The organism is Sphingobacterium siyangense (genome assembly GCF_007830445.1).
Classification (GTDB): Bacteria; Bacteroidota; Bacteroidia; order Sphingobacteriales; family Sphingobacteriaceae; genus Sphingobacterium; species Sphingobacterium siyangense.
In genome coordinates this window covers 116,462-130,099 of sequence record NZ_VLKR01000015.1, presented here as the reverse complement: position 1 = coordinate 130,099, position 13,638 = coordinate 116,462, and the positions used below count along the sequence as shown (strand labels likewise).

Genomic DNA, 13,638 nt, shown 5'->3' with positions numbered 1-13,638 from the left:
AATCAGTCAATTTCTGGCGCGTTAGCGACCGTACATATTTTATTTATCCCGTAAAGGGCCATGATTTGACTTTGCGGAACCACAGTCTTGTTTGGAAAAATGACCAGCTCTCTTTGTTCGAAGACATCTTTTATGGCGTACTGGTCTATGATAGTAGCAAGTCGTTCGATTAACTTTGTCGGTTCCAAGTAATTGCCAATATTCTGCTGTTGCTCATACATCATCTGCATCGTTGGTGAACTAGCAATACTTTCGGAAAAACCATTATTAATGACTTCGATGAAGCGTTTTCCATTCGGGAAGGACTCGATAATCGATTCGAAATCTTCAAATTGATTATCTTCGAAGTTCATAGTCGGAAAACCGTCTCCATTGCCATACTGGACGGAGGTTATCCACCTAAATCTTGTCTTATCATTGTTCGTTATATCATAATTAGATAGTGTAACCGTGATATTACCATGCTTGAAGGGATGCCGTCTGAACCTCGAACCGTTATTTCGGACGGGTGGCTTATCAAATATACGTTCCTTAAAGGTATTAAGATTCTTGACACCTTTTAGTTTTGGCACTCTCCGGACTATCGGTTCTGCGATCAATGGCAGCTTGAGGGCTGCCCGCACAGTAGCGGCAAAATTTCGGCTTACAGATGGGCAAACCGCATTACCGACCAGACGCCATTTAGCTCCTTCAGATCCTAGAAATTGATAAGTTGACGGAAAGCTCATCAGTGTAGCTGCCTCCCGTACTGTCGGGGTTCTGAATTCACCATGTCCATGCCTATTGTACTCCGATTTATAGATAATTGCTTCTCTGGAAGTACCTATTTTTGTGGCTGTAATGGTACGACTTGGTTTATCCTCGTTTTCGGGAAAGGACATGGTTCCCATATAAGGATGGTTAACTTTTAAGTACTTAGAGTTTCTCCATTCTGACGCATAAAGACCTGTATCATAGAAATGATCTGTTAATAAGGAAGTGCTCAAGTTCAGTCCTGGATACATCGGATCTGCAAATTGTTTATGGGATTGTGGGATATTTGGACTTGGTAGCCGCTCCCTGATTGATCGCAGTGTTTTGTAGAATGGAAGTTGTGATGAGGTTTCCTCTTCTCGACTCCCGTGGGTCGCAGTAGGTATAACTAACCGATCTAGCGTGATGATATTGCCGCTGATCGCCCTTTTTCTAGCTTGTGGAGATCCGTAATTAGCAGAATTAACCACTACACTATGATTTTCCATTACGATGGCGATATCATTCGGTGTTTTACCACTTACTATTGCCCAATCGGTCAGGTCCAAATCTCGGAATGTGTAAATTGGAGATAAATGGGAAATAGACTTTGTCACGTTCTCCATAAACCAAGCTTCAAGCTTTGAATTCTGTTTATGTTGTTTTACTGCCACAATACGTAAGAATGCTTTGATCAATTGAAGCCCCATCGATTTATCAGCCTTGCCTGATCGATTTGAATTAGAAAAGCTCACACATGGCGGACTACCTATAATTACCGTTGTGTCGGGTAGTGTTTCGATTTTTTCAACTGAATACAAATACTCCAACATGTTCTGAGTCTTGCACTCTAAGTCAAAATTATGATTAAAAGTATCTATGGCAGGTGTCCAGTTATCAACTCCATATACGATAGTAAACCCTTGTTGTCTAAACCCCTCAGAGAATCCCCCTGCGCCGCAAAAAAGATCAAGTACACTTAACTCGGTCATTAATTTATATTATTAACTATTTTAATGTATAATTTTTAAATAATTGCTTATGGTATCGCCATGTAATTATCCTCAATTTCACCATAAAGCCGGTTGCCTTTTGCCTCTTATATTGTTATCATAATGGCTTTATATAATTATCAAAGGAAATTGGTGCTGTTGTCTTAAGATTTTGTGCAATAAATTCAGTTCCTATATCCGTTAAAGAACCTGCTTTATAAAACGGCCCTCATCCCTGAAACTTGATAAATAGTTGATTAACAAAATGAGTATCCGAAAACGACACTTCCTCTCCATCTAAAAAGTGTGTTTTAAGCATGAGTATATTATCAAATTTTCCTCCAGGCCTAGCGTGAGTTGGCATAATACCGAGAAAATCTGTTTCATCATCAGTATATTCCCAAACAACAGCTGGATGTCTCAATTTTTTCGGATATCTATTGTCATATTCAACCCAAACAATATCTCCTTTGCTAAATGCCATTTAATAAATTATTTAAAAGTAATTCTCCAATAAAAATTTGTTTTCTCATGTCAAACCTAATCATCCTTATTAATATCTCCTTACGGTTTTCCGTATTTAATTGATTTTTAAATAACCAATAGCTCCTAACTATTGCTGTTTGACTTCTTAATTATGTTAATACCTGTTTATAACTTCCTTAAAAGTCTCAAACCAAAATTTCCCAACAATTTCAATTGATCCTGTTTTTATAATCTTTAAGTATTGATATCTAATTGCTATTTAGGAATCATTTTCGATATGCTATTTTATACTTAAATTCAAAGAGCTATATTATCATGAATTTATAATCTCCATATTCCACCCCCGATGCAACATCCTATGGCAATTTTAGCACACTAGCATTAGATCGTCTAGTGTTGTCTCCGTTTCTTCGACCAGTGCATATAACGGTTTTTTATGGTGACATTCAATAAATCCGCAACCAATCTCCCCATATACTTTTTCGAAGTCGAAACTGCATAACTCGCATTCCAGTCTACCATGGAGTTTAAGTACATTTTCTTTCTTCTTTTTGACGATAGTGGTACTCCGTTCCCTTGCTAAGTGATAGCGGTATAAAAGACCACCTTCTTTTACTTTTGTCTCATCATCAACATCTTCAGTCAGATTAAGTATATTATTTCTAATCTCAGGATTGATTGCGCTGAGTTTTATGGCATTGGCAAGCTTATGAAGCAGTTCCTTATTGTCCTTGAATTCTGCAAATATTTCTTTATCAAGTTTACTTGTCGCAGCCATTCCTTTTCCAGAATATGATTCATCTAGAGCTAAAAAATTACTGAGCTTAAGTCCAACGCCGTTAGGATTTCTAAACTTCTCATATTCATCCTTATCCCCATGAATGGGTAACTTGTTTAAAGTATCTGATAAATCAATAATCAACGGATTTCTAGCATGTATCTGACCCGATTCTAGTTGAAAATATAGATCCAAAGCTAGAATAAGCTCATCCCGTTGCCATTTTGGATTACGCTTTTTTTCCATTGGAATCCTTTAGTTTTTCCTCAAATTCTTTTAATGCCTTAGGTTCTATACTTTTTTTTGCTTTCTCTAAAAGTCCAGAATCAACTTCTCGAATTATTTCATAAGAAGTTTCCCTACGCTTTTTGCCTTTCTCGTCTACCCAATGTTTTGATGTATTTGTATTCTTCACAAGCCCCTTCAACAAACCCTTATTCCAGTCAATTGATTTTTCAAGATTGAGAGGCGATGGTAGAACGGAAATTATCTCCGACTTAATGAATTGATGACCTACTTTAAAATCTTTGATCACGATTACCACATAGCTCGCTTTGTTTTTGGTTCCTTTCGAACCTACTTTATTGCTTGAATTCTCTTTACTTTCAAGCAATATCTTTGTTGATTCCGGAAGTTTTTCATATTCAGGAAACGTTGTCTCGTCTTTCTTAAATACGCAATAATCAATGCCGTATACTACTAATGGGTAGCTTTCTGCCAGTTCCAAAGTAATTGTCCTTTTTCCAGATTCAACCTTCGAATACACTAATCCTTTTTCCTTAATCAATTGATCAATATCTTCCTCAGAAAGGTTAAAATGCAACCTAAATTCCTTAGCTTTCTCCCTAAATTTACCTTCGCTGGAGTTTTCCATAAAATTTTGAAAATAGAATTCGATTAATTTGTCTATTTCTAATTATTTATATATCTTTGTTTTGTATTTGTAGCGACACTGAGTGCAGGAGCGATCCATCACTAACGATGTCGACTCGTTCTAAATCCGCCAGATTGCCACGAGTTGTCCGAGTGATCGCCTATTGCTGGAATTGTTTATATTAGCACAGTATTCCAGTATGGCGTTCCTCGTTAACTTTTGTGGCGACCTTTGAATCTTCGGATGAGAAGGAGGTTTCTGGCGGAACCATGAACTTAAGTTGCGAGGTGCCAACTGGTATATTTAGCTGCACTTTTTTCTTAAGTTTTCCGGGTCGAATCGTTTTATAACCAAAATTGAATTATGATAAAACGAAAAGCAAACACCCACAAAAAAACCACAGGTCACCTCCAGGAGGTAAGCCATCGGTTTGCACACACAATTCCCATAAAGAACGCTATTCGCGCGCCAGAATAGTTTATTACATCATTAAAAACCGAAATAGGAGAGGGCTGCTATCGCCAATTTGTAATGTGTCGATAGGATACAAATAAGTACTCCCTTATTCAAGGTTTTCCGATCTGTCTGTTTTACAACATTCCCTTTAGATCAGGTTAATGATAGATTTAAATGCTCTATTCAAGCGTCAACAACTTAAAATTAGCATTTAAAATTTATTGTTCCAAACAAATCAAAGGAATTTAAGCATAGTTTTCTATTGCTTACAGATCGGTTTTTTATCTTTCCCGACAGGAAGCGCCATAATGTCCCCCTAATCAATGCTTTGTAACCGTCTCGGGGCGCTTTGCGGGATTTTGTTAATTCTTAATTTGTGAAACCTGCAAGGATCTAAAATTCCCTGCAATGACACCTCTTTGGAATGCAATTTTTTTGCAATGGGGGAAGCTACGTCCAATTAAAAAGAATAGGACATAGCTAAGTCATCTTTATGAACCTTAAAAATGAATCAAAAATATTCAAGTGTGCTAGCGCTAGAACTGGCCATATATCAAGCACATGAACCTGCTTACGATCCGATTAAAAAGATCATCGAATTTTGGAATAAGTACGACATCAATACCATTCAGAATACGATCAATATGCTATTGAAAAAATCAGTCGAGAGATCGTCTGGCGAGAATGTCCTGGAAATCTGCCACAAGCAGGTATTTGCCGTGGAGGTTATGGCGCTGCTAATCGCCTACTTCCATATACATAAAGACTTTATGGACATTAGTAAAATAGATATCTCTGAAGCCGAAACGACGCTAAGAAGTATGGATGAGTTCGAAATAACGAAGCGAATCCATGAATTTTTTGGAAGAATAGCAGACTAACCTTAACAATAAGCAGATGAAACACAGATCAAATCTGATGGCTGCCTTATTGGATAAGGTAGCCTATCCGGCAGCTATAAAGGATGCCGCAAATAATAATTTAAAAAAAGTTCAATATCCGTGGGATAAAAAGTACCCCTTCGATTGTATAGTATATAGCTTGAGGCAGATGATGTCGGCATGTACCCCTGTGCCGATGCCAAAGAGTGTAAAGGGAATGTTTAGCATAAGGACAATTCTAATCCTGTTCCTTATGATGTTCAGTTTTCATATGTTTAGTTTATCAGCTCAGACGCCCCGCAAGGACAGCGGGGCGGAAGGGTTGTTATCTGTCAGCGGTACTGTTGTATCTTCAATCGATGGTAAACCGATCCAAGGTGTATCCATTCGAGTAGATGGTGAAAAGGGTAGGACCTCGTCTAATAAGGATGGCTCGTTTTCATTGCAAGTCGCCAATCCCAAAGGTACAGTTTCATTCTCCCATATGGGATACAAACGATTAGCAATGCCTTATGTCGCTGGGGTATCAATGCAAGTAAAATTGATACCGATAGAGAATCAATTGGACGAGGTGGAAGTAGTTTCTACAGGTTACCAAAAGATTCCGAAAGAAAGGGCGACTGGGAGTTTTGAACTGATCAATAATAAGATATTAAATAAGCGCGTTGGGGGTAATATATTAGACCGTCTAGAAAACGCTAGTGTCAGCCTCCGGATTGATAAAGATTATCAGTTTTCTGACCGATCACCATATAATGCTACACCGCCCAACAACCTTTTAATGCGTGGTAGATCTGCAATATCAGGTATATTTAAGCAGACAGTCGTATTGGACAATGCGATTTATGAAGGCGATGTACGTGATATCAATCCAAATGATATTGAGAGTGTCACGATCTTAAAAGATGCGGTAGCTTCGTCCATCTGGGGGACAGCCGGTGGCGGTGGTGTCATCGTGCTGACTAGTAAAAGTGGAAGCTACAGCCAACCTAGAAGCGTAAATTTTACGTCTAATCTGACAATTGCAAGCAAACCTGACATTTATAAGCTTCCATTTATGTCGAGTACTAATTTTATAGATTACGAAAGATATTTATTTGATAAAGGCTACTATGATTACTATTTGAATGACAGGAATAGCTACAGTACAGTTAGTCCGGTTATTGAATTGCTTGGTGCGTTGAGAAGTGGAAATGCGGTACAAAAGGATGTCGACAACGCCATCGAAAATTTTAAGCGATATGACGTCCGTGATGATTACAGCAACTATTTTTATAGAAACTCATTTCTCCAACAGTATAATTTGGATGTATCAGGTGGTAATCAAAAAATCACTTATTTATTCTCTTTGGGAACTGATGTCAACAAAAATCAAAATATCGCCTCTAAAAATAATCGGTACACCTTCAGGTCCTCAGTAAAAGCCAAACCTATTGCTAACCTAGAGATCAATACGGATATAAGATATACGAAAGTACATGCTCGAGATCAAAGTATTTTACAGACTATTTCATACGGTGCATCGGATGCAAATGGAAGTGAGTGGCCTTACCTCAAGCTGGTAGATGATAATGGTCAGCCAGTAGATGTGGATATTGTGCCGATACGAAAGGTTTATAGGGACACGGCTGGAAACGGGAAGTTATTGGACTGGCATTTTAACCCACTAAAGGAAATAGACGCGAACCATCAATTGGCCAATCCAAAAGATCTACTGATCAATTTTTCGGCAAGCTACAGATTGATCGATAACCTCAATCTTAACCTGGCTTATATTTATCAGAATTTTCAAAATCCGGTAGAAGACTGGGTAGGAATTGACTCCTATGCGGCAAGAAATATGATCAATTTTTATTCCCAGTGGAATGATAATAGTGTATTAAAAAGACCAATTCCTATTGGCGATCGTATGAACTACATCAATGATAATACAGAAAGTCATACGCTACGTTTTCAGGGGAACTACAGCTGGCATTCACCTAACCAGTTGCATCGCATACAATTGTTGGGTGGCAGTGAGATAAGGGATAAGAAATACACTAGAAATGCAAATATCCTATATGGTTACAACCGCGAAAATCTCAATCACCTACCTGTAGATTATACTTCGGTTTTTCCGATTTTAAATAAAGGTTATGGTGGCAGTACGATTGAGGATGGGGTAGATCTGATGTTGCAGCAAAATCGCTTTGTATCTTTCTTTGCTAATGCTAATTACGAATTTAAAGAAAAGTATATCGTATCAGGTAGCCTGCGTCAGGATGCCTCCAACATATTTGGAATAGGAGCCAATAACAAATGGCAGCCACTATGGTCAGCAGGTGTTTCATGGCGAATGGATAAAGAATGGTTTGAGAAAAATGATCACATTGATCAGTTGAAACTTCGATTTACCTATGGATTCGCTGGTAGGGCCAATACATCGTATAGTGCCTATCCAATTATTTATTATAATGGAGCAGACTCTTATACAAATTTGCCGTATGGATCGCTAAGTTCGGCGCCTAATCCAAGTTTGACCTGGGAAAAGATACAGACCATGAACTTGGCCTTGGATTTTGGTCTTTTTCGGAACCGAATTTCTGGAACATTCGAATACTACAACAAGAATTCAAAAGATCTGATCACAAATGTTCCTATTGACCCTACCATGGGGTATGAATCGGTTACAAAGAACGGTGGTGAATTACGGGGGAAAGGTTTTGAGCTCACAATGATGAGCCAAAACATACGTCATGGAAATTTCAGCTGGAATAATAAGCTGCTATTGAGTAAAAATAGGACTAAAGTTGCCAGATATCCCTATAAATGGTCAAGCCCGGCGACATACGTCACTACCTCGGGTTCGGCAGGCGGTTTCCTGCGCGAAGGATTTGAAGAGGGTGCAGTTTTCGCTTTTGCTTCCGCAGGTCTTGATCCGCAGAACGGTGATCCGCGTGGATATCTTAATGGTGAAGTGTCTACAGACTATAACGGTATTTTATACGGTTCGCTAGACAACATGAAATATGTCGGACCTGGACGCCCCGTTTTTTACGGCTCGCTGGAAAACGAGTTTTCAATCGGCAACTTCTCCTTCGCTTTTAATATGCAGGCACGATGGGGGCACTATATGTTTCGCAAATCTTTTTTTGAAATGGACTTTGCGCTTAATCGTGTGGGGCACGATGATTATTTGAAAAGATGGCAGAACCCCGGTGACGAATTGACAACGGTAGTTCCATCATTACAATATCCATTGAATTCGCTGCGAGATGAATTTTACAAAAAATCTGAAGTACTGGTCATCAAAGGAGATAATTTGCGTCTGCAGGACCTTTACTTATCCTATCGATTACCAAAGCCGGTTTTTTGTAAATCGCTGGCACTGACAGTCTTTGCTAAAAATATTAATTGGATTATTTGGAAAGCCAACAAACTCAACATAGATCCTGAATATAGGGATGCTATTCCGCTACCATTTACATTATCACTAGGTGCTAAGGTTGAATTATAAGGTAACATTTTAAGAAGAGTTAAGATGAAATTAAATAAGATTATTTTTATGCTAGCCTGCACTTTATTAACACTTGCAGGCTGTGATAAATATCTGGATATGAAACCAGATCAAAAGATGCTCGTACCGAAGACATTGGCAGACTGTGATGCCTTGCTCGATAACAGAAGTACGATGAACTCAAGTTTTTCTCCGATTCCGGATATTGCTTCTGATCACTATTACCTTAACGCGGCCAATTTTAACGCAATAGCAAATAGTGAAGATCGAAATGCTCATGTATGGAATCCAATGACTGAATTGGCCACAAATCATTGGCAGGCTCCATATAAAGTTGTCCTCATTGCTAATCAGGTACTGACCTTATTGAAAGATATAGATCGCAATACCAACCCTACAGATTATGATCGCATTAAAGGCGAAGGTCTGTTTTTTAGGGCTTATTCCTGGATGCAGCTCCTGAATGTATTTACAGTGGGGTATGATGCCGCCAAAGCAAAGGATATCCTTGGCTTGGTATTACGGTTAAATCCGGACATCGACTATATTGAATCTCGGTCTTCGCTCGAGGATAGCTATCAGCAGATCAAAAAAGATCTAGAAGAGGCGGTACCATTACTTCCAGAAAAAATTGTAATCAAAACGAGGCCAACAAAGGCCGCTGCTTTAGCAACCTTAGCCCGCTTGGGGTTAATGATGGGCGACTATGGGGTAGCTGAAAAGAGAGCAAGAGAAGCACTGGATCTTTATGCGGTTCTGATAGATTATAATACACTGAGTAAGACGGCATCCGCACCCTTTGTACGTTTTAACGATGAAGTGATTTTTCATGCAGTCACTTTTACAAATGCCTGTATTAATCCGACTATAGCAAAAATCGATTCCAATCTAATCAAATCCTATAAGAATAATGATCTGCGAAGGACGCTATATTTTAAAAGCAATAATAATGGTACATATGCCTTTAAGGGAAGATATGATGGCGCTGTTAACGCCTCGACATTTTGCGGGATAGCTACGGATGAGCTCTACTTAACCTTGTCGGAAGCGTTAGTAAGAAATAATAAGGTCACCGATGCTATTGGATACTTGAATAAATTATTAAGATCCAGATATGTCAAAAATACGTATCTGGATTTCAGTTCAGGTGATAGGGAATTAGTCTTGAAAGAAGTGCTGGCCGAGCGTAATAAATCTTTGATCATGCGAAACTTAAGGTGGATGGATATGAAAAGATTAAATCACGATATAAGGTTTCAACAGACCTTTCGGCGACTAATCGACAATGTTGTCTATTCGATAGAACCAAATGATTTGCGCTATGCATTTCTAATCCCTAAAAAGGTAATAGAATTTAATCCATTAATACAACAAAATCAACGGTAGATGAAAATGAAAATAAATTTGCTTTCTCTAATAATCCTGTGTTTTTTAAATACTGTATGCTTATATGCACAGGATCAAGACAATAACGCACTTCAAATTGGTGATAAATTTGAAGTTCAACACAAGGTGAAAACGATAACAGGTGAAATCAACTTTACAAGCTTGAAACCTGATTTGGTTATTCTAGATTTTTTTATGACCAACTGTACGGCCTGTATCGAAGCCTTTCCAAAAAATAATAGGCTGCAAGTAGAGTTTGGCAAAACAATAAAGATACTTCCGATATCACCGGAGAGTAGAGCTGTAGTAAGTAATTTCTTCAAAAAGAATGCATACACAAAAACTAACAAATTGGATGTCGTAGTTGAAGACAATACTTTTAAAAATTTATTTCCACATAAAGGTTATCCTCATGTGGTATGGATTTACAAAGGAAAAGTTATAGCTATTACTGCTGGCGATATGGTTACCAAAAAGTCAATACAGGAGATTTTGGCGGGTAAAACCACAAAGCAATGGCCAATTAAGAATGATTTTGAGGAGCTCCAATTTTTTGATGGTAACGCAGATTTAACCTCTACATTGTCGGCTTACAAGAATGGCCTGCCGAGTACTTATCAAAGAGATACGATAGGAGAAAAGATCCGGTACAAAATGACTAATGTATCGCTTCTTCCGGCTTTGTACTACGCTTATTCCAGTGTGAGAAAGTTGCCCCTAATGAAAAAAGAAAGAGTGAAACTTATTGGTTTAGATGAAGCAGATTTTTTGGATTACCAAGCCGAATCAAAATCACAATGGTTAAAAGATCACGGATTTTGCTATGAATCTTTATGGCCACTATCGTGGACGGAAGAACAGCGTATCAATGCGCTGGTAGCCGATATGACTAACAGGATGAGATTGAACGTGTCATTTGCTTTGGAAAGCAGTGAAATATGGTTGGTAACAAAACGGTCGGCAAATAATAGTAATAAACCTAGTGACGGAATGAGTATAAAAATGGCCTGTACATTGTTAGAAATAAACAATCTTGATTTTCCTCCTATTATTTTGGATGTCAAAGATACGAGTGAAAAAGTGAAGCTCGGTGCGGTTACAGACTATGTTTCTTTTAAAAACAGTATGCAGGCAATTGGATTTACAGTGTCACAAGAGGATCGAACGATTGAAAAAATTGTTGTTAAAAACTTAGCTAAATAAATGCAGAAAGGCCGAAGATATTTACTTCGGCCTTTAGAATATTAAACTTGGGAGCTTAAGCTTTCAGTTTAACGTTTGTCGTATTACTGTGCGTATTCAAAGCGGTAACCATTTCGCTTAATAGATTTTCATCTATTTCTGGTTGTCCCGCACCATTGTCATTTGCAGTAATTGTACAAATGCGTTGGTCGCCGACACAACTAGGAGTACCGGAAGCTAATGAATAGCTACTTTCGTCTGCTGGTGCGCTTTGATTGTTCAATTGAAATAGTGCCATTTTGCAAAATTTTAATTAGTCAAATCTTGTTAATTAATCAGATACATCGTCAATATATCCGGTTTCACAGATTCTGCCAAGCTGACCGAAACGCCGCATTAGGCCAGCCCTTTTCGGGTAAATGCTGTATCGTACCGCCACACGGGAATGTCGTAAACCTGCGTCCGTGCCGGTCACGTACAGGGCCGGCACAGCAGCAGGTCGTTGACTGCAGGAGGTTTATCTTTGCCAAGCCGGAGTACTTTCGCTGCACCAATTGTGAAGGCCATTGCCGATGCGGGGTTCTCAAATCCGCGGCGAATGGTTTATCGTTTAAAGAATGCATCCTGACTCGTCCTGTACGCTGTATATGCTCTTGCTTGATCATACCTTCTAGTTTATAAATTCACCCAGTCCTAAGGGTCTATGGTTCATAATTCAAAGATAGATAGGCCTCTCTCCCAAAATTTGACAGAATCCGTACGATGATTTGACAAAATCCGTAAATCTACTTGCTAGCTGGAGTCTTTTGGAGGGCGCATTTGATATTGGAACTTTTTTGGAGACAGTCCGCTCTCACTTTTGAAAAACCGGCTGAAACTTGAAATTTGGCCAAAGCCACATAAGTCTGACACAAGATGTACGCGTAAATCCTGACAAAGTAAGTGTTTTGCCTTTTTTAACAATTCCCGATTACGGTATTGCAGCAGGGTTTCTCCATAGCGTTGCATATGGTATCTATTGAGCTGATCTTCTTGTATATGCAGGCTGTCAGCGATATCTTTTATCCATGTCATTTCCTCGGTTTCAGCAATGCGCTTACTGATCAGTTCCCTTGCCTGTTCGACCAAAAGATCCTGGTGGCTCAGCAGCCCTGCGGCTTTCAATAGCTTATTTTTGCTCAAAAGGAGCAGATCCTGAATCGTATGAAGGATAATGCTTTTAGGGATCAGGGGCTTTTTATTGAGCTCTTCCGTAAGTTCGGAGAATATCCGTCGTGTTTGCTCCATAGCTGCAAAGTCAAGACTGACACGGTACTGTGCGAGTTTGCCTTTGTGTGCAGCAATCAGGCTGGCTAGATACGCAAAGCCAGGCACACCACCGATTTGCAGTAGGTCTAGTGGGAGAGTAAATCCTTGAATATGATACTTTCCAGGTTCAAATTTTAGCGCAATTATCGTCTCAGGGGCATAAAAAAATGCGCCATGTTGGGGGCGGAAAATAAATTCGGCATTAACCTGCGGCTGGCTGTAATGGATCGGCGTACGCCCGGCGAGATGGTAGAGCAGGTGTGTCTGCGGGCTGCGTATGTCAAAGTGAATTGTTGTTGCACTGCTCACCTCAAGCTGATAGCAATAGCTCTCCAGTTTTCCTGTCTCCAGATACTCCTCAAAGATGCTAATTTGTTGATTGCAAAGCAGTCGGGTTCGGCTACCGGGTAACCGTTGATGAAAGGATTTTGTGAGCGTACTCTTACTCACAAAATCCATTTCTGCTTCTACCAACTTGAATGATGCGGTTTGCATGTGGCTGTTGATTTTGGGGAATACTCCACGTTTGTTTCGGAGAAACGTGGATCAGCTTCCTGTCGCATTCCGGTAAACAATGCGGATAGAAAAATAACCTGTCGGCAACAAACTGTTCGCAACAGGTCGTTCACTGGATGAATTGTATCGTGAAAGGATGATATCCTTTGGCGTATCTTCTTCTTCATCGACTGAACTGCTGTTTTTTTGGAAGTCAACGGCCAGTGCGTTGTTCCAGCTGTCGGCAATCCCAATGCTAAGCTCGGTTTTGAGTGCCGTAGACATATTGTTCAGATATTGGATCTGGCTGGGGCGCAGATCAAAATAGGTCAGCATAAAGCTGGCGAGGTCACTCATGACAAAGTTGATCATCGCAAGACGATCGGCATGGAGTGTGGCCAATACAAACTGTTGCAGGTCGTTAACACCCGCTTGGTCAAATGTTCTTTTCATATTTTTGTTATTTCGTAAAACCACAAATAAATCGGCTAAAACCACGGAAAGCAAGTGTTTGGAACAGATATGACAGCTTTCCGTAAATTTTGACGGAATGTTTCAGGGGGAAAATAAGT

Annotated in this window: 12 protein-coding genes; 4 read left to right on the top strand and 8 right to left on the bottom strand. The window is 39.3% G+C overall.

Features of this window, described 5'->3' with window-relative positions; translation table 11 throughout:
• Nucleotides 1-2 precede the first annotated feature (2 nt).
• The 4 genes from IQ31_RS14760 to IQ31_RS14745 all read right to left on the bottom strand — a co-directional run bounded on the left by IQ31_RS14760 (nt 3) and on the right by IQ31_RS14745 (nt 3,862).
• Nucleotides 3-1,724 carry a DNA cytosine methyltransferase gene (locus IQ31_RS14760; RefSeq protein WP_145328486.1) on the bottom strand — a complete coding sequence of 574 codons (1,722 nt, stop codon included), beginning with the start codon at nt 1,722-1,724 and terminating at the stop codon, nt 3-5.
• Between the two features lie 229 nt (nt 1,725-1,953).
• Nucleotides 1,954-2,208, bottom strand: a complete 255-nt coding sequence (locus IQ31_RS14755) for a hypothetical protein (RefSeq protein ID WP_145328484.1) — start codon at nt 2,206-2,208, stop codon at nt 1,954-1,956.
• Nucleotides 2,209-2,577: 369 nt separating this feature from the next.
• Complete coding sequence (locus tag IQ31_RS14750) at nt 2,578-3,234, bottom strand: HNH endonuclease (protein ID WP_145328482.1); 657 nt, start codon at nt 3,232-3,234, stop codon at nt 2,578-2,580.
• Nucleotides 3,218-3,862 (bottom strand): hypothetical protein, encoded by a 645-nt coding sequence (locus IQ31_RS14745; RefSeq protein ID WP_145328480.1) that lies wholly within the window; start codon nt 3,860-3,862, stop codon nt 3,218-3,220. Before IQ31_RS14745 ends, IQ31_RS14750 begins: the two co-directional genes overlap by 17 nt.
• Nucleotides 3,863-4,824: 962 nt before the next feature.
• Between IQ31_RS14745 and IQ31_RS14740 the strand changes: the two genes are divergently transcribed.
• Genes IQ31_RS14740 through IQ31_RS14725 form a run of 4 tightly spaced genes read left to right on the top strand, consistent with a single transcriptional unit; the run spans nt 4,825 to nt 11,284 of the window.
• Nucleotides 4,825-5,199: a hypothetical protein gene (locus IQ31_RS14740; protein WP_145328478.1), complete on the top strand. Its 375-nt coding sequence runs from the start codon at nt 4,825-4,827 to the stop codon at nt 5,197-5,199.
• Nucleotides 5,200-5,215: 16 nt separating this feature from the next.
• A complete protein-coding gene (locus IQ31_RS14735; protein WP_145328476.1) occupies nt 5,216-8,695 on the top strand; it encodes a SusC/RagA family TonB-linked outer membrane protein in 3,480 nt (1,159 codons plus the stop codon).
• A gap of 24 nt (nt 8,696-8,719) precedes the next feature.
• Nucleotides 8,720-10,081 carry a RagB/SusD family nutrient uptake outer membrane protein gene (locus IQ31_RS14730; RefSeq protein ID WP_145328474.1) on the top strand — a complete coding sequence of 454 codons (1,362 nt, stop codon included), beginning with the start codon at nt 8,720-8,722 and terminating at the stop codon, nt 10,079-10,081.
• On the top strand, nt 10,082-11,284 hold the full coding sequence (locus tag IQ31_RS14725) for a TlpA family protein disulfide reductase (RefSeq protein WP_145328472.1): 1,203 nt from the start codon (nt 10,082-10,084) through the stop codon (nt 11,282-11,284).
• Nucleotides 11,285-11,339: 55 nt separating this feature from the next.
• On the opposite strand, the gene IQ31_RS14720 is transcribed toward IQ31_RS14725, so the two are convergent.
• The 4 genes from IQ31_RS14720 to IQ31_RS14705 all read right to left on the bottom strand — a co-directional run bounded on the left by IQ31_RS14720 (nt 11,340) and on the right by IQ31_RS14705 (nt 13,519).
• A complete protein-coding gene (locus tag IQ31_RS14720) occupies nt 11,340-11,561 on the bottom strand; it encodes a hypothetical protein (RefSeq protein ID WP_145328470.1) in 222 nt (73 codons plus the stop codon).
• Between the two features lie 64 nt (nt 11,562-11,625).
• Nucleotides 11,626-11,850 (bottom strand): hypothetical protein, encoded by a 225-nt coding sequence (locus IQ31_RS14715; RefSeq protein ID WP_145328468.1) that lies wholly within the window; start codon nt 11,848-11,850, stop codon nt 11,626-11,628.
• Between the two features lie 205 nt (nt 11,851-12,055).
• The gene (locus tag IQ31_RS14710; protein ID WP_145328466.1) at nt 12,056-13,066 is read right to left on the bottom strand and encodes a helix-turn-helix domain-containing protein; all 1,011 of its coding nucleotides are present in this window, start codon (nt 13,064-13,066) and stop codon (nt 12,056-12,058) included.
• Nucleotides 13,067-13,117: 51 nt separating this feature from the next.
• Nucleotides 13,118-13,519, bottom strand: coding sequence for a hypothetical protein (locus IQ31_RS14705; protein WP_145328464.1), 402 nt, complete (start codon nt 13,517-13,519; stop codon nt 13,118-13,120).
• Nucleotides 13,520-13,638: the final 119 nt, after the last annotated feature.